Source organism: Chitinophaga agri (assembly GCF_010093065.1).
Lineage (GTDB): Bacteria > Bacteroidota > Bacteroidia > Chitinophagales > Chitinophagaceae > Chitinophaga > Chitinophaga agri.
Genome location: NZ_CP048113.1, coordinates 4,391,112 through 4,409,061 on the forward strand (window position 1 = coordinate 4,391,112; position 17,950 = coordinate 4,409,061).

Below are 17,950 nucleotides of genomic sequence, written 5' to 3' on the forward strand. Positions count from 1 at the left end.
AATGGAAAGCAAACGAAGTGTAAACAATCTTAAACAGATTGTAAACGAAAATTAAATTCCCGATATTTAAATATGATGAGAAAAATATGGAGTTTGCTAAAACTGCCATCCGAAAGGATATATTTGTTCTTCAGGAATATTTCCATGAAGCATCCTTTTAAGATTTATATCACTACATCTGTTATTTGCTTTCTAGTCCTGGCGCTCGTACAGTTCATCCTGGTATATAATACCTACGATCTGCTCAACCGCCGCTTCTACTATGATAAGAAAAACAAGATCAATGAGGAGTATACAAAGGCGATCACAAATGATAAACTTTTCCCGGGCGGGCAGGCACTTGTAGACTCTATACTGATGCCACAGCTGCATAATTTAGAGCAACTCTATCAAACTGATACCACGCAGTTCAAAACACGCTCACAACAATTGCTGAATGACATATTTCATAAGCTGATCATAGAAGAAAAAGCTGACAGTTTGCTGCATGCCATCCTTCGGCGGAACAATATTACGGACTCGCTTCGTTATGCGCTCAGCATTACCAAAATAGATATCATGTTCGGCGACAGGAGATATATCAATATCTATAACAGCCGTCAGAAATATGCATTGATAGATGACTCCCTGCAATGGTCAGATGGTATCCGCATATTTGGTAATCTCAAAGCGCCCGATGATCGCAGCCTGATACTAGGACTCAATGTGAGCACGCCGGTACCATATACCTATGCCATGGCCTTCAATCTTCACGCCGAGCCTTACAACCGCCGGGAGATGGTATTCCGGCAGATGCGCCTTATGCTGACAATGTCTCTTTTATCAATGTTTGCGATAATTATATTATTTTTCATCACGATGCGCAACTGGATAAAGCAGAAACATCTTTCTGATGTCAAAACTGATTTTATCAATAACATTACGCACGAATTTCATACGCCATTGTCAGCAATCATGGTGGCTAACAAGAATATCCAGAATGAAAAAATACTGGATAACAAGATGGCCATTCGTTCTTTGTCAGAAATCATTGACCGGCAGTCACACCGGCTGAAACTATTATTCGGGCAGGTACTGGATCTTGCTACTGTCGATAAATTATTCGTACAGAAAAAGCCACATCACCTGAATATGCTGGTTAGCGAGATCCTGACAGACTTCAGTATCAAGTTCTCGACATCCAACCTGCAGATAGATTTCAAGCAGGCTGATACGGATCTTGTAGTGGAACTGGATAACTTCCATTTCACCACACTACTGCTGAACATACTGGATAATGCCGTCAAATATAATGGTCAGCCAGTAAAAGAACTGGTGGTCATGATCACTGAAGACGATGAGCATATCTATATCACGATCATGGACAGCGGTATCGGGATGTCAAAAGAAACACTTAAGCATATCTTTGAGAAATTCTACAGGTATCAGAAGGACCTGACACAAAACACAAAGGGACTGGGACTTGGACTGCATTATGTGAAACAATGTATAGATGCACACAAGTGGAAACTGAAAGTAGATAGCGAAGTAGGAAAAGGAAGTACATTTGTAATCGTAATTCCTCAAAAACAATAGTGAACTATTTATGTAAACAGGTCGCCTGCTTCAAACTAAAAAATTGTAGCTATGAGACACCGAATTTTATTGGTCGAAGATGAAGCAGATCTGGGTAATGTAGTAAAGCAATACCTGGAACTGATGGATTTTGAAGTAAACTGGCAGCAAAGCGGCAGCGATGCGCTGGAAGATTTTAAGAGAGCACCGGAACTATACCACATTCTCCTGATCGATGTTAACCTGCCTGGTATGAACGGCTTTGAACTGGCTGAACACGTCGTAAAGATCAATAACCAGGTACCATTCCTGTTCCTGACTGCACGTGGTGAAAAAACAGACCGTCTGAACGGATTGAAGATAGGTGCTGATGACTATGTGATTAAGCCCTTTGATATTGACGAACTGGTACTCCGTATCCGCAATATCATCAAACGTAAACAACCGTCTGCCGCACCGGAAGTGGTAAAAGCGAAGAACGTTATTACAATAGGTAATACACAGCTATTTGTAGATTCTCTTAAACTGGTAACTGAACAAGGGGATGAAATCGTACTGACACCAAGGGAATGTGACCTGCTGGTACTCTTTTTCCATAATGTCAACCGCGTTATCAAACGTGAGGAGATCCTTACCAAGGTATGGGGCTCTAATGACTACTTCGTCGGTCGTAGCCTTGATGTGTTTATCTCCAGGTTCAGGAAGTATTTCCAGCAGAACCCTGGTATCAGCATCAAGAACGTGTACGGGATAGGATTTGTATTCAATGTAAAATAAAACAGCCCGCGGATCGCTGGTCCGCCGAAATCTACAGGGAAGGTTACTATAGATCTGGAATTCTGATTTTTCAGAGAGATTGAAAGAGGACGGACATCTTTTCCGGTTCTACAAAGCGGTATCCTGCCGGTTCCAGAACCGTGTCCTTTATTTTCCAATAATAGTCCATCAACTTCATAGACTATTTAAAAATAGCATACAAAGCTCTGTGCCTGAAGCGCATAAGTGCATGACTCCTTATACTGATGTATCAGTGCAAAAGTATCAACATAAATGTGATGGGGTTACCTTATGCGTGGCGCTTAGAGCTGCTCATTGTTCTCCTTCCAGTTGACGCTTGTCTTGTGACCGTAGAATCTATTCACTAAAATAAACATAACTGTAATGCACGCAATGATAACGTAATGTAAAACGATTGACGGCATGATAATAAAGCTGAATAAAGTACTAATTGTTACTGTTGTTGTTATCTAAATCTACACTTAACAGGTTGAAAATATACAGCAGTCTCTCCAATTATGGGATATGCAGATAAATTCATTTACAAAAGTTAACACAGCCTGACGATTCTAACAATACCACGATCGTTTAATTATCGGTAAAACTTCCTTTTTGCTGAAAGCAAAAGCCCCCGTCAGGAACGGGGGACTTGCAGTAAAGTGTCTGTATTTAAAGGCTTTCCGAAGACAGGCCAGCCGTTTTCGTTCCAGCTAAACCGCTGAATACGTGGTGAACGTTTCTTTCCACACCCGTCTCCGGGATGATCATTAGCGTGATATAATATCCAATATTCCTTCCCGTCAGGTGAGGTAAAAAATGAATTGTGTCCGGGTGCGTATACTTTATTCTCCGCAGACTGCTTAAAAACCGCTTCTGTCTTTTTTGTCCAGGATGCCGGGTCCAACAAATTACTATTTTCATCTGCTGACAATAATCCCAATGCATAATCATCTGTCCAGCAAGCAGATCCGGAGTACACTATGAAAAGTCGTTTGCCATGCTTTAAAAACTGCGGTCCTTCATTGACATCAACATGCTTCAGATCAGGATCTCCCAGGTCTCCCTTTGTCTCCCACGCATAGTGGGGAGTAGATATTTTTACCCTTTTCCCCTGGATAGTGTATGGATTCTTCATGGCGGCGATATAAATATCCTGACGCCCATTCTTATTCCCTTCCCATCCTGACCATATCATATATAACTTTCCATGATGCTCGAATACACTGCCGTCAATGGCCCATTTATCGTCTATATCTGCCACCTTTCCCTTAAAAACCCAGGTCCCTTCCATCGGGTCTGGTGAGCTATTTTCCAGTGCATACATCCGGTGATATTGATTATCACCATCGTCAGCAGCAAAATAGATGTACCATTTACCCTTTAAAAAGTGTATTTCCGGCGCCCAGATATCTTTGGAGAATGGCCCACTGGCCGGAGGTGTCCAGACGGTTTTATGTGGCGCATCTTTCAGGAAAGCAATGTTCTTCGTTTTCCAGAGTTCCAGGCGATTCCCCATTGTATGCATATAATAATAGTATCCATCCTTATATATACACCAGGGATCCGGCCCTCCTGCCAGCAGGGGATTCCGGAAGGTCTCCTGACCATGTGCGGCAGCTGCCAGCAGCAGTAAAAAGCAGACAATTGGTCTTATCATATTCTATTTCAGGTTAATCTGCTGTACTTCTGAAAACAACAGGTCCTCCACACCGGCGATCTTTACACCAATACGGGCAAACACATAGTCCTGATCTCCTGAAGCACCGTTACCAGAACGAACATCCGGCACATTCACACTCAGCTGTACATTCGATGGATCAATGTCCGCTCCGGCGACAGCTGTACGGGCCAGATAGTTTGTACCATCCACAAACTGCGTCTGATTCAGGTACAGGAATACAGTCTCTACACTTCTTTCATGCGCATCGGTAATGATCTTTTCCAGGCGGAAACTGCCATTTACCACGTTCGTGCCACTCAGCTCCAGCTTGGCATCTCTAACCATGTAGTAGGGCATCACTTCGATGTCCATAGTCCTGCTCCCACTGATGGTCAGCAACATAGTATCATTTTTCGTCTCTTCGTTGGTGATAGACCTGAATGGTCCCTGAGAAGGAGGGATGATCAGTTTATAATTACCATCAAACAGTAACGCTGCATAGGAGCCATCTTCCTTTATATTCACGGTAATTGCCCCGTTCTTGCCCCAGCCCGGCTCCCATAATTCGAAAGTTACATCTTTTGAACTGACATTGATCGGCACGCCCTGGTAGGTGATACGGCCGGAAAATGTCGAGGATGGCGGATCGTAGTTATCCTTCTTACAGGAGAACGCTGTCAGCGTCAATAATATATATGCGACTATTTTTTTCATGTAACCTGTTTTACAATATGTACTAATGATTAGGGTTTTTCACCAGCTTAGGGTTATTACTGAGCACATCTGATCCTATTACGGAATAATAGTTACCAAAATTGAAACGGTGTGCTGCTGTTACGTTAGAAGGTTTTACAACCCTGTATACCCATTTGCCATCGTTGGCATTACCCGGATGATAGATCTTATACCCCAGGATACCATAGATCATGGTGTTCACTTTATCAGCCTTTCCGATGTTTGCTACCACATCTGTCGCTGATATATTTTCTCCATTCCATACTTTGTGCGCGAGTCTCCAGCGCTTGTTATCAAACAGTTCATGCCCCTCAAAAGCCAGTTCCACACGTCTTTCGTGTACGATCCTGTCAAAAGTGATCTGGGCAGCTGTCAACGGCGTCGTGAATCCAGCACGATCGCGCAGTGGGTTAATATATTCGGATGAAAGACCGGACTGTCCAAGTTCGAACGCTGCTTCTGCAGCATTTAGCAATACTTCTGCATAGCGGAAGCGTACCCACCACACATCGCTGCGTGTACCAATCTGTCCTGAACCAACTGCAGGGTCCATGAACTTGCGTACAAAGAAACCTGTCTGCGCGCTATACTGCAAGCCGTCTACCGGACCGTCAGCACCTACTACCTGCGAGCTTTTCGGCGCACCTGCTACGGGTATACTATCTCTGTCAGCGAAGTTATCACCGCTGATCACATTGTATTTACCATCTTTCCAGTACATCACGCCGGCCCATATATCCAGTGGCACACCTTTGAAACGGCTGCCAGGCAGCATGATCGTACCGCCCAGACGGGCATCTCTTCCGGCAAAGATGTCACCAGGATTGTCGTAGTACACATAGTCACTACCGTTATTCGTTGCAAACGGCGCATAGGTGTTATCCAGCTTTTCATACAATAATGCCAGGTTCAGCGAAGGGTTCACTCTGCCACCCTGCTGCTCCTCAGCAGAAGACCATGGCTGATTATCGATTGTCCAGCCCTGTGTCTTACCCGACTTCAGTTTAAAATCCTGTACAAAGATGACTTCCGGGTTATTGGACTTATCATAAAAGAGTGCTGCAAAATTCTCCTGCAGGTCTTCTGCTTTCTTCTTATACAGGGAATACTTACCACCTGTGATGATCGCTTGTGCGGCTTCCAGTGCTTTTGTGTAATATCCATTTGCTTTATCTGCAGGGATGCCTACTTCTCCACCAGGCAGGCTCACACCTGGTGTTGACACACCGTATTTTGCTATAGAACCTGCATACAATGCTGCCCTTGATTGCATGGCCAGTGCTGCTGCCCTGGAAACACGTGATTTAACGCCCGCATCATCGGGTACCACATTCTTCACACTATCCAGTTCACTGATCACGAAATCATAGATCTCGGATTCCTTCGCGCGTGCGTGCTGCAGGTAGGTAGGATCGCCACTGAAGTTATATTCCATCGGTTCCAGTATCAGTGGTACACCACCCATACATTTTACTTCCTGGAAGTAAATGGCCGCACGCAGGAAACGTGCCTCTCCCAGAAAACGGGCGCGTACTTCGGCCGACAGTTCACTGGCTGCTGAACATTTCTTTATAAAGAGATTCAGGTCGCGGATATAACCGTAATCCCATAATCCCCACCATCCGGTCGGATAATCGATCTGCTTTGTTCTCCAATATTGCCCCGCTTCTGAAGGGAAGGCTTCATCAAAATTGGTAAACTCGGCCCAGTTGGTGATCGTTTGTTGTTCCGGATAACGGTTATATAGATCAGCCAGCACGGATAGTACCAGATCAGGGCTTTTCCATACAGCTTCGTCAGTCAATAGATTAGTCGGATCGGTTGTCAGGAACTCTTCGTCCTTTACACATCCTGTTATTATAGTGATAGCCGCTGTGAGTATCAGCAAATATTTTTTCATACTACGAATAATTAAAAGATCAGAGAGAAAGTTCAAAACCAATGTTCACAAATTTGCTCTGCGGATAGGTGAGACCGTTATCATCTATGATCTCCGCATCTATACCAACGTTTTTCATATTATCGATAGAGAAAAGGTTATTCGCGTTCACATAGAAACGTGCTCTTTCTATTTTAATACGGCTGAGGATATTCTTAGGAATAACGTATCCCAGCTCCATTGTTCTTGCGCGCAGGTATTTGACATTGATCAGCCAGAAGTCAGAGTTCCTGCCGTAGCTGCTATGACCACCATCATTGAAACGCAGTGCAGGATATTTACCAGGGATCCAGGCGCTGTTCAGGTCAAGTGGGTTCTCTCTGTGCCAACGGTCTTTATAAAGATCAGCTAACAGGTTACCACCATTCTGATAAGGATTACGCATTTCCCAGTTACGTGCAAAAGAGTAACCACCACCACCAGAAAAGTCGATACGGGCATCAAATCCTTTCCAGCCTGCAGAGAAGCTCAGACCGAAGTTCACAATAGGGTTCCTTCCGGTACCGTAACCTATGGGACGCATATCCTGATCATTAATGATACCATCATTGTTCTGATCTTTATAGATCAGGTCACCCGGCAGTAAAGTCTTGTTACCCGCTCCGTCGATGTTCACCGGATACTTGTTGATCTGCTCCTGTGACTGGAACTGACCCACTGTTTCCATTCCCCAGAAAGCATTGGTAAAACGTTCTTCGCGGGAGCTGAAATAATGATCCAGTGAGTTGTTGAAGACGGGTTTGTAAGTATGCAGTGTTTTATTACGTGCTACAGAGAAGTTACCGCCAATGTTAAAGCTTACCTGCTTTACCTTGCCGGAATAAGCAATGGAACCTTCGATGCCAGCCACCTGGTCGCTGTTTACGTTTTCTGACGGGAGATTGTAGCCAAGTTCACTAGGAACCAGGATATCATATTTTGCACCAAGTAAACCGGTTCTTTTCCTGTTGAACACGTCGATCGCACCAGTGATCTTGTCGTTGAGCAACGCGTAATCCAGTCCGATGTCAAAAGTCTGGCTTATGAACCAGGAGATATTCCTGATAGGTACGCCTTTATTGCCCGCACCAATGACAGCATTACCATCAAGGATGACAGTAGAAGTGTTATAATTATATCCTTCCAGGTAATCGTATGCACCGATACCAATATCATCATCACCCAGCTTACCATAGGAAGCACGGAGCTTCAGTTCACTGATCAGGTTCTTGCTTACTTTACCGAAGAACTTTTCTTCACTCAGTCTCCATCCACCGGAAACAGACGGGAAGGTGCCCCATCTTTTATTCGGAGCGAATTTCCAGGAAGCATCACGGCGCGCTGAAAGCTCGATGTAATACCTGCCGCCATAGTTATAATTGACACGGCCGATATAACCCAGTCTGGCCTCTGTACCATCTCCATCATTGTAGGTATCCATTGTAGAGAAATAGATCAGTGGCAGCTGGTTAATGGTCGGAACAGAGTGTACATAGGAACCTAAATCCCTCCGCTTAATTCTTTCTGCTACCAGGGTTGCACCGATCGTATGGCGGTCAAAGGTTCTGTTATAGTTGAGCTGTAACTGAGTGGTAGGTGACAATATCGTTCTGTTACGTCTTTCACGGTAAGGGTTGGAACTACCACCCGTTACATTGTAGGCGTCATTTACCGGATCGTAGGTGTACACCTTATACGTGTATTCATGTCCGTTCATGATCTCATTGGCATAGTAATAAGAGAACAGACCTTTTGCTGTTAGTCCTTCTATAGGGAACTGATATTCCGCAGTCAGGTTCGTTTGTAATACACGCCAGTCGCTGCGCCAGTAACCGGACAGTTTTTTATTCTGTACCGCCCAGTTTTCTGTATTGTGACCGATATCGTTAGGGTAGTCAGGATTATCGTTGGCGTAAGGACGCTCTGTCGGCCTGTTACGCAGGATAGCAAAACGTGCGGCCCAGTAATCATCAGTACCTGGTACCCCCGGCTGATCGCGTGTTTCGATACGACCATTGATCTGCGCACCTATCTTGAACTGATCGGATACACGGGCTTCAATGTTACTCTGCACATTTGTTCTTCTGAATGTAAATTCACGGCCGAGTACAGAGTTCTGGTCCAGGTGTGTGGCAGATACATAGTAGTTGATCCTTTCAGAACCACCGGTAAAATTAAGGTTGGCCTGAGTAAGCGGAGAATTACCTTTTACGATGAACTTATACCAGTCAAACGTTTTGTAGCCTGTCTCCGTACCTTGTTTCCACTTATCCAGTTCTGCCTGTGTGATAGCCGTTTTACCTGACTGGTTCATCTCGGCATCGGCCTTCCCTACCATCCACTCGTAGGCATTTACTGTTTTCGGAAAGCGGGTCCAGTTCTGCCAGCCTCTGTAAACGTTTACGTTAATGGTGTTACGACTGCCGAGTTTACCGCGTTTAGTAGTCACTACAACAACTCCATTAGCAGCACGCATACCATAGATGGCAGCAGAGGCATCTTTCAGTACGGTGATGGTTTCGATATCGGCAGGAGCGATGTTGTTGAACTGTCCTTCATCCTGTTGAATACCATCAATTACGTACAGCGGATTGCCCATATTCCTGATCTGTATAGAGGCACTGGCACCCGGACGACCATCAGAGAAACGGAAGGATACACCGGCGATCTTTCCTGCGAGTCCGGCACTCACCGTAGAACCAGCATGTATACCATTCAGGTCTTTGCTGGTCACCGAGGCGATGGCACCCGTCAGCGACTCTTTACGCTGCGAGCCATATCCTACTACCACCACATCACCAAGAGAAGTAGAGGAAGACTCGAGGGCCGCATTGATCGTGTGTTTACCATTGATCTCTATCTCTTTCGAAGCGAAACCGACGTAGGTGAAAATGAGTATCCCGCTGAGTGCAGGTACATTGAAAGCGTAGTTACCGGTAGGGTCAGTAGTTGCGCCGGAGGAAGTACCTTTCAGCTTCACACTGACACCAGGTAACGGTGTTCCCTTATCATCTGTTACCTGACCGCTGATCCTTACTGGTTGCTGATCAGCAACGGCCGGAGCACGTAATCGATTAAGCACGATCTGCCGGCCGGACACGTGGTATTGCAGTTGCAACGGCTGGAATAATCCGTCGAGGATGTTTGCCAGTGTTTCATTTTCAGCGGTAACATCCACCTTACGGTCAGACTGGATCAGCGAGGAACTATAGAGGAACTTTACGTCCACCAGTTTCTCGATCTGGCTTAGAACTTTGCCAACAGGTTGCTGTTTTGCTTCAAGCGATATTTTCTGCTGCAATACTTCCTGGGCTTTGCCGGGCATGGCGAATGTGATGGTAGTGAACGACAGGGCCATCAACAGCTGATAGACACAAGTACGCATAACGTGGAAGATTAAATCACGGATTCGTAATCTTTTTTTCATAACTTGGATTGTGTTCCTTAATAATATTGGGAAATAGACTGCCTGTCTTATACCCAGTGGAGCGGGTGTAAGACAATTGTGATTTTGGTTATAGCCAGTGGTAAGGCCATACCGCTGGCTATTTTCATTAAGTACTGCTTGTCATGTTCAAATAATCATGGTTTAGTTTTCAATAACATTCGGGCGACATCCTTTTGCTGTCAGCGTTATTTCATCTCCTTCGATGATACATCCCGCCTCCAGCGCCTTACAGATCAGGCGAATCTTTTCATGTAACGGTTCATCTGTCAGCGAAGCAGTCAACCGGCATCCGGCAAGTAATGCCTTGTCATAGCTGATGTGTACTCCATAGGCATGCTCTATTGCTGCCATCACACTATCAACAGGTGTATCACTGAACTCAAATGAATTGACGACTGCTACATCTTCCGTTTTTCGGGTACTGACGGGTGGTATAGTCTGTAGTACTGCTACGGCCAGCGTATTGCGCTTTAAAACGGCCTGTTGGTTGGCAGAAAGATTGGCTACGACTTTATCTCCCAATGGTTGTACAGACACTGATATTTTACCTGTTTTAACGTGTACTTCTACTAAGCTATCCTGTTCGTATGCCCTTACATTAAAGCTCGTGCCGAGCACATTGATCACCATTTCATTGGCATACACAATGAACGGCTGCAAGGTGTTACGCGAGATTTCAAAATAAGCGGCTCCCGACAGATATACTTCTCTTTTGCAATTACGTTCCGGGCATCCGGGAAACGGATAAGAGATCCTTGCGCCTGGCTGCAATACGACAGAACTGCCGTCTGGCAAACTGACTGTACGCGGATGTTCCTCTTCGTTGATCTCTTCCATCCGTTCATTCTTTTCCAGGCTTGCTGCTTCCAGCAAACGGCTGTAAGCGGCAGGCGCCTGTGCAGGGCGTAACCACCAGATAGCGGCACCGGCAGTGATACATAATAATGCAGCGGCCCAGTACCAGTAGCTGTACCGGCGTATTTTTACCGGTGTACTGTCATGCTGCTCCATGTGCATATGGATATCTTCCCACAATGCCTGTTCTTCTGTTGCGCTGAGCTGAAAAGCCGGTAGCTGTGCCGCTGCCAAGATAATGGCTTTAGCCTGCTCCATAGCCTCCCGCTGTGTGGGATATTCGGCGAAAATAGCTGACCAGTGCGCACTGTCTTTACCTTCTTTTACCCATGCCACAAAAGAGTCGTCGCAGACAAAATCTGCTGTATCGTATACTGAATAATCCATAGCATTATGTGCCTTCCGACAGTAGTTATGATCATAAAGGCAGGGATGGGGCGTTTTAACTCACCTGCAGGGAAAAAAATTTTGGCAGCGTTTATTTCCAGTTCTCACGCATTTTGAGAACGGCCCGTTGCACGAGGTTACGCACGGATTGCTCATTGATCTGCAGGATACCTGCTATTTCATCCCAGCTGAAATTATCATAGAAACGCAGTCGGATCACTTCCTGCTGGCGTTCCGGCAAGCGGGACAGGAGGTACTGCAATTTTTGCGTCAGTAACAGGTATTCTTCTGTTCGTATTGTAAGCTCTTCTATTGATTCTGTTTGTAAAGATGTCGTAGTAGCTATCGTTTTGATATCGGCCAACCGGTAAAGACGACGGCGTAAGGACCGGAAGAGGTAGTATTTAATGGAGGTTGTATCGGAGAGGTTGCTGCGGGTGCGCCAGAGGTCTGCGAAGAGATCCTGCATGGCATCTTTGACAAGTGCGGCATCCGGTACAAGGTGGTAGCCATAGTTATACAAGGCGCCTGCATGACGCCGGTACATTTCACTGAAAGCCTGTACATTCCCTTGTTTAAAAGCAGTCCATAGCTCGTGGTCTGCTATGGCCGTCTGGTTGATATTTTCGGACCCCGCCAATTTACCTCGTTTAAAGCAATGCCTTTAAAGTACAAGCTATAAAAATAAAATTAAACGGTATAGAAAATAAAAGGGGCCTGATGAAAATCAGGCCCTCCCCAAATTAACCATTAAAAAAACTCATTTGAATTTTGCTGTATCAAAAATAGGCGGAATCTTTCCGCCATCTGTTAATCGTAAGTTAATGATTTCAAATTCTTTCGGAAGGGATCATGGTAAGGGGGAGGTGCAAAAAAAAGGCCCCCGCAAGAAATTGCAGGGGCTTACCATTTAACCTATATTCTGTACTGTAGCATCAAATTCTTAAACATTTTTCAGGGGTTATTACATTTTAGACTTGTCATTCATCACTCACATCAACCGCTAAAGTGTCTCCCTCAAATATTTGCTGTATCTAAGACTGACTATTATAACCGAAGTTTAACCGGCACCGGAAATTTTTTTCAATTTTATTCTAACTTGCTTTTAATATGAACAGGATAGACCGTCTTTCCGCCATTCTCATTCAGTTACAGGGCAAGAAAATAGTGAAGGCAGCCGAGATCTCGGAGCGCTTTAACATCAGCCTGCGTACAGTATACAGGGACGTGAGGGCCCTGCAGGAAGCGGGTGTGCCGATTGGAGCGGAAGCCGGCACCGGTTATTACCTGGTGGAAGGATACCATCTGCCACCTGTCATGTTCAGCCGGGAAGAGGCGGCCGCCCTGCTCACCGGTGAAAAACTGATGGCCAACCTGAGTGATCATTCCAACAGGAAAGAATTCAGTAATGCCATGCAGAAGATCAAAGCCGTGCTGCGGGGCAGTGAGAAGGATTTCCTGGAATCACTGGAGGATAATATTGCGGTTGTCAGTCGCCGCCCACCGGTAGGAGAGGAGTTCCCCAACCGGTTCCTTTCTGATATTCAATATGCACTGGGTAAGCAGCAGATGCTGCAACTGGACTACTTTGCCATGCACAGTGAGACACTGACCAAGCGGGAGGTGGAACCCATTGGTATCATATATACGAGTGGCAACTGGCACCTGATAGCCTGGTGCCGTTTACGTCATGGTTACCGGGATTTCCGGATGGATCGTATTAAAAATGTGTCAGTATCGGCTGACAGCTATGATAAAACCCGCCATATTACGCTGAAAGAGTATATGGACCGTTATGGAGAGTATGAGGCCCAGGCCCATATGGTAAAGCTCCGGTTTCCGAGGGCCTTTGCCCGTCGTATCGGGGATCAGAAGTTTTATTATGGTCTTGTAGAAGAGCAGGCAGTAGGTGAATGTATAGAAATGACCTTCCTGGCGCCCTGCCTGGAGTGGTTTGGCCGCTGGTTGCTGGTATGGGGATCTGTACCCGAGATTATCTCTCCCGCCGAGCTGGCGGATAAAATGAAGGAACTCGCCCTGGAAATAAAACAACATTATTTGTAATCCCTGCTGACATAAGGCTGTCACTTCCCCTTTTTTACTTTGTATCAGTAACGATAAATCCTTACTGAATGAAACTACATCTGTGGTGTCACTGGCTATTGCTGGTCATTGGCCTGGTGCACCAGTTCCTGGTATATGAACAACCCTGCGTTATTACGCACAGGCGCACACGTATTTCTTACCCATGCAATACTAAACTAGCTGTTATGTTAAAAACTGATCTTACGAAAGTACACAAGGAGCTGTATACAGCGAAATCACAACCGGCACTGATATTCGTTCCGGCTGGACATTATGTGGCGATCACAGGTAAGGGCGATCCCGACGGACCCGTATTTGCAGAGAGCACACAAGCGTTATATACTGCTGCCTATAGCGTTAAGAATGCCTATAAACAGGCCGGGCAGGACTTTACAGTCAGCAAGCTGGAAGGTACCTGGTGGGTGGAACAGGAAGGTTATCCTCGGGATGCGCCCAGGGAGGAATGGCACTGGCAGTTGCTGATCCGTATGCCCGATTATGTGACCAGCACCATTGTACAGCATGCGCTGAAAACAGCTTTTCAGAAAAAGCAGCTACCCCTGTTACAGAAAGTATCGCTGGTAACGCTGGCGGAAGGCAGAAGTGTACAGATATTGCACACAGGCCCTTATTCGGAGGAACCTGCGACACTGAAAGTGATGGAACACTTCATAAAGGAGGAAGGACTGGTATACAACGGCCGGCATCACGAGATCTATCTATCAGATCCGCGTAAGACAGCGCCTGCGAAAATGAAAACCATTTTACGGCAACCAGTAAAGTGAAATAAGAAGGAATTATTTTTCGCCGAGCCCCAGCAGTTCGATGGCCTGCTGTGCAGCTATCTGGCTGGCGTCTTTTTTATTGAAAGCTTTGCCGCTGCAGATCAGTTCACCATCTACGACAGCACCGACGGTGAATATGCGACGGCCGTTATCCATTTGTTCTTCCAGCAGGTCAAACTCCAGGACTTTGCCATGCTTATTTGCCCAGCCGTATAGCTTGTTCTTGTGGTTCATTTCTACATTTTCCAGTTGCTCCAGGTCAATGTAGGGAACGAGCAGCCGTTGATGCACGAACTGTTTGGTCCTGTTATATCCTTTGTCAAGGTATACAGCACCCACAAGCGCTTCAAGTGTGTTACCGAAGATCTGGCTGATCTTCAGGAAGCTGTTGTATTTATCGTAGATAGTCAGTTTACGCAGCCCCATTTTGATAGCGATATCATTGAGCTGCTGACGGTTAACGATTTTAGACCGCATTTCGGTCAGGTAGCCTTCTGTTTTGTAAGGATACTTTTTAAAGAGGTAATCCCCTATAATAGCGCCAAGGATTGCGTCGCCAAGATATTCCAGGCGCTCATTGCTTTCGAGGAACTTCTCTTTGCTGGATCGATGGCTTAACGCCACTTCATACAACGAGAAGTTGCCCGGGGCAAATCCCAGCAAATTATAAAGGTCCTTGTAGAGGCTCCTTTTTTTCGGAACGAATCGATATAAAAATCCTGGCAGTAATTTCACACAATCAAGCAACAAATTTTTTGAAAATAACGGAAGCATTATGTCCTCCGAAACCGAAGGTATTACTTAATGCAGCGTTGATTTCTCTATGTTGTGCGACGTTAAAGGTAAAATTTAATTTGGGATCCAAGTCTGGATCTTTCGTGAAATGATTAATGGTGGGAGGTACAATACCATGTATTACAGACATAATAGCAGCGATGGCCTCGATTGCGCCCGCAGCACCTAAAAGGTGTCCGGTCATGGATTTCGTGGAACTGATGTTTAGATTATAAGCATGTTCCGCGAAAACCTGCTGTATAGCTTTTACTTCCGCAATATCACCGAGGGGTGTGGAAGTTCCGTGCACATTAATATAATCAATATCATGGGGCTGCAGTCCCGCATCTGCTAAAGCCAACCGCATTACGTTCATAGCGCCCAGTCCTTCCGGATGAGGTGCAGTAAGGTGATAGGCATCGGCAGTTGCGCCGCCTCCGGCCAATTCAGCGTAAATTTTGGCTCCTCTTGCCGTCGCATGTTCATAGGATTCTAACACCAGCCCTCCTGCGCCTTCCCCCATAACAAAGCCATCTCTGTTTAAATCAAAGGGGCGGGAAGCAGTTGCCGGGTCATCATTTCGTTCAGACAGGGCCTTCATCGCATTAAACCCACCTATACAGGCTTCGTTAATAACGTTTTCTGAACCACCGGTGATCATCACGTCCGCTTTACCATACTGAATGTAGTGCATCGCTTCAATGATCGCATTGGTAGCGGAAGCACAGGCAGATACTACGGAGAAGTTAGGACCACGGAAACCGTGACGGATGGAGATATGGCCTGCGGCAATATCAAGGATTAACCGGGGAATCAGGAAGGGGCTGAAACGGGGAGTTCCATCACCCTGACCAAATTCTTTCATTTCCTGGCAGAAATTGATCATTCCACCAATGCCAGAAGCCCAGATCACCCCAACTCTGTCCACATTGACAGTATTGCGGTCAATCCCGGCGTCCTGTACTGCCTGGTCAGCAGCAATTACGGCTGTTTGTGTAAAAGGATCCATCTTGCGTGCATCCTTCTTGTCCAGGTAATTGGTAGCGTCAAAGTTCTTCAGTTCGCAAGCAAAACGGGTCTTGAACTTGGCAGCATCAAAATGTGTAATAGGGCCGGCACCGGATACACCGTCCGTCAATCCCTTCCAGAAATCGGATACGGAATTGCCGAGCGGTGTAAGTGCGCCTAAACCTGTAACGACTACTCGTCTTGGTTGCATTAAAACAAATCTGATTAAGTAGGATTATTTCACATGTTCTTCCAGGTAAGCAACTGCCTGGCCAACAGTAGTAATAGTTTCAGCTTGTTCGTCAGGAATGGAGATGTTGAATTCTTTTTCGAATTCCATGATCAGTTCTACCGTATCCAAAGAGTCAGCGCCCAGGTCGTTGGTGAAGCTAGCTTCAGGAGTTACCTCAGCTTCGTCAACGCCCAATTTGTCAATGATGATCTTTTTAACTCTTGATGCAATGTCTGACATAATTTTAAGTGTTTTTGGTTTAAAACTTGAGTGCAAAAATATAATTTTTCTTGAATTGACAAGAAAGCATGCAAATTTTAGGGGTCAGACTTTAGTTGTATACGCCTGAAACCCTGTACTACAAAGGATTTCCCCACCGATTATTAATAACGGAAATTACTATTACCCCGTCTAAAAGACACTTCCGGGGGCTTATCCACACCTATATATATGAAGCTGGTATCCAAATATAGCTCCTTGCCACTCAACAGCCTAATCAGCCACCTATATACCCCTACAACACAATTAACTTTAATTAACACTGCGACCATCGAAGCAGCAATCCCATTTATTAAATTTGCCCGGATTATCCCTTCTATATTAAACTAATACAAGCTCATGGCCGGCAATAAGAAGATCCTGACAACGGTTTTGTTCGTGGTAGTGGCAGCTGTCATTATCCTTTTTATTATTAACCGCGTAAAAGCTCCGGGAAAGAAAGGTGAAAATGCACCCGAAAAGCCTGCTGCCAAAGGTGGCGGTGGTCCAAAAAACCTCCTGGTAGATGCATATGTGGTGAAAACTACCTCTCTGGATGAAACCATTGAAGCGAGCGGTACCCTGCAAAGTAATGAAGAGGTACAGGTACAGGCCGAAATCACCGGCCGTATCACAGGACTCTTTTTCAAAGAAGGTACCCAGGTAGCCAAAGGCGCCCTGCTGGTAAAAATTTATGACGAAGACCTGAAAGCCCAGCTGCAAAAACTTGAACTGCAGAGGGAACTGGCTAAAACCACCCTCGAAAGACAGGAAAACCTGCTTAAGATCAATGGTATCAGCCGCCAGGATGTAGACGTTACCCGTAACCAGGTAAGCGCATACGGTGCTGATATTGAATATACCCGTACGCAGCTGCAGAAAACTGAACTCCGCGCTCCCTTCTCCGGGCGCCTCGGTCTCAGGAACGTCAGCCTGGGTGCTGTCGTGTCTCCTACTACGATTATCACTACCCTCCAGCAGATAGATCCGCTGAAAGTGGACTTCTCCGTGCCTGAAAAGTACCGCACTGCCATCAGTCAGGGCGATGTGGTCGATTTCAAAGTAGCCGGCGATCAGCAAACGTATAAGGGTAATATCTATGCCATTGATCCGAAAATTGATCTCTCCACCCGTACGATCAAGATCAGGGCTATCGTACCTAACGCAGGTAAACTGCTTCCAGGTGCCTTCGCCCGTGTACTGATCTCTCTGAAAAATATGCCCGACGCTATCATGATCCCTACTCAGGCTGTTATACCTGGTACACGCGATAAAAAAGTAGCCATTGCTGACAGCGGAAAGGCGAAATTTGTAATTGTTGAAACAGGCATCCGTAACGCAGATAATGTACAGATCACCAGCGGTCTCAGCATAGGTGATACTGTTATTACCAGCGGTTTAATGCAGATCAAACCAGGTGCTGTACTGAAGTACAATGGTATTAAATAAGAACGGACAATTAAAGTTATAGATC

General features: G+C 45.7%; 14 protein-coding genes. 5 read left to right on the forward strand and 9 right to left on the reverse strand.

Going from position 1 to position 17,950, the window contains the following annotated elements:
* Positions 1-72: 72 nt before the first annotated feature.
* Together GWR21_RS17430 and GWR21_RS17435 are read left to right on the forward strand one after the other, a co-directional pair.
* Positions 73-1,575 carry a sensor histidine kinase gene (locus GWR21_RS17430; RefSeq protein WP_162332982.1) on the forward strand — a complete coding sequence of 501 codons (1,503 nt, stop codon included), beginning with the start codon at positions 73-75 and terminating at the stop codon, positions 1,573-1,575.
* A gap of 51 nt (positions 1,576-1,626) precedes the next feature.
* Positions 1,627-2,331 (forward strand): response regulator transcription factor, encoded by a 705-nt coding sequence (locus GWR21_RS17435; protein ID WP_162332983.1) that lies wholly within the window; start codon positions 1,627-1,629, stop codon positions 2,329-2,331.
* A gap of 634 nt (positions 2,332-2,965) precedes the next feature.
* On the opposite strand, the gene GWR21_RS17440 is transcribed toward GWR21_RS17435, so the two are convergent.
* The 6 genes from GWR21_RS17440 to GWR21_RS17465 all read right to left on the reverse strand — a co-directional run bounded on the left by GWR21_RS17440 (position 2,966) and on the right by GWR21_RS17465 (position 11,974).
* Positions 2,966-3,988, reverse strand: a complete 1,023-nt coding sequence (locus GWR21_RS17440) for a glycoside hydrolase family 43 protein (RefSeq protein ID WP_162332984.1) — start codon at positions 3,986-3,988, stop codon at positions 2,966-2,968.
* Positions 3,989-3,991: 3 nt separating this feature from the next.
* Positions 3,992-4,705, reverse strand: a complete 714-nt coding sequence (locus tag GWR21_RS17445; RefSeq protein WP_162332985.1) for a DUF3823 domain-containing protein — start codon at positions 4,703-4,705, stop codon at positions 3,992-3,994.
* A 22-nt stretch (positions 4,706-4,727) separates the two neighbouring features.
* On the reverse strand, positions 4,728-6,626 hold the full coding sequence (locus GWR21_RS17450) for a RagB/SusD family nutrient uptake outer membrane protein (RefSeq protein ID WP_162332986.1): 1,899 nt from the start codon (positions 6,624-6,626) through the stop codon (positions 4,728-4,730).
* A gap of 19 nt (positions 6,627-6,645) precedes the next feature.
* Positions 6,646-10,029, reverse strand: a complete 3,384-nt coding sequence (locus tag GWR21_RS17455; RefSeq protein WP_162332987.1) for a TonB-dependent receptor — start codon at positions 10,027-10,029, stop codon at positions 6,646-6,648.
* A gap of 204 nt (positions 10,030-10,233) precedes the next feature.
* Positions 10,234-11,334: a FecR family protein gene (locus tag GWR21_RS17460; RefSeq protein ID WP_162332988.1), complete on the reverse strand. Its 1,101-nt coding sequence runs from the start codon at positions 11,332-11,334 to the stop codon at positions 10,234-10,236.
* A 91-nt stretch (positions 11,335-11,425) separates the two neighbouring features.
* Positions 11,426-11,974, reverse strand: coding sequence for an RNA polymerase sigma factor (locus tag GWR21_RS17465; protein ID WP_162332989.1), 549 nt, complete (start codon positions 11,972-11,974; stop codon positions 11,426-11,428).
* Between the two features lie 470 nt (positions 11,975-12,444).
* Between GWR21_RS17465 and GWR21_RS17470 the strand changes: the two genes are divergently transcribed.
* Positions 12,445-13,398, forward strand: a complete 954-nt coding sequence (locus tag GWR21_RS17470; RefSeq protein ID WP_162332990.1) for a helix-turn-helix transcriptional regulator — start codon at positions 12,445-12,447, stop codon at positions 13,396-13,398.
* A 68-nt stretch (positions 13,399-13,466) separates the two neighbouring features.
* Complete coding sequence (locus GWR21_RS17475) at positions 13,467-14,204, forward strand: GyrI-like domain-containing protein (RefSeq protein WP_238429848.1); 738 nt, start codon at positions 13,467-13,469, stop codon at positions 14,202-14,204.
* Between the two features lie 12 nt (positions 14,205-14,216).
* Here the strand turns inward: GWR21_RS17475 and rnc are convergent, their stop codons facing one another.
* From rnc to GWR21_RS17490, 3 genes are read right to left on the reverse strand one after another with little or no spacing between them, the layout of a single operon-like run.
* Positions 14,217-14,939: a ribonuclease III gene (gene rnc, locus GWR21_RS17480; protein ID WP_238429850.1), complete on the reverse strand. Its 723-nt coding sequence runs from the start codon at positions 14,937-14,939 to the stop codon at positions 14,217-14,219.
* A gap of 4 nt (positions 14,940-14,943) precedes the next feature.
* On the reverse strand, positions 14,944-16,197 hold the full coding sequence (gene fabF / locus GWR21_RS17485) for a beta-ketoacyl-ACP synthase II (RefSeq protein ID WP_162332992.1): 1,254 nt from the start codon (positions 16,195-16,197) through the stop codon (positions 14,944-14,946).
* A 24-nt stretch (positions 16,198-16,221) separates the two neighbouring features.
* On the reverse strand, positions 16,222-16,458 hold the full coding sequence (locus GWR21_RS17490; protein ID WP_012788038.1) for an acyl carrier protein: 237 nt from the start codon (positions 16,456-16,458) through the stop codon (positions 16,222-16,224).
* Between the two features lie 378 nt (positions 16,459-16,836).
* Here GWR21_RS17490 and GWR21_RS17495 point away from each other — a divergent pair, with 378 nt between their 5' ends.
* The gene (locus GWR21_RS17495) at positions 16,837-17,925 is read left to right on the forward strand and encodes an efflux RND transporter periplasmic adaptor subunit (RefSeq protein WP_162332993.1); all 1,089 of its coding nucleotides are present in this window, start codon (positions 16,837-16,839) and stop codon (positions 17,923-17,925) included.
* The last annotated feature ends 25 nt before the right edge of the window (positions 17,926-17,950 follow it).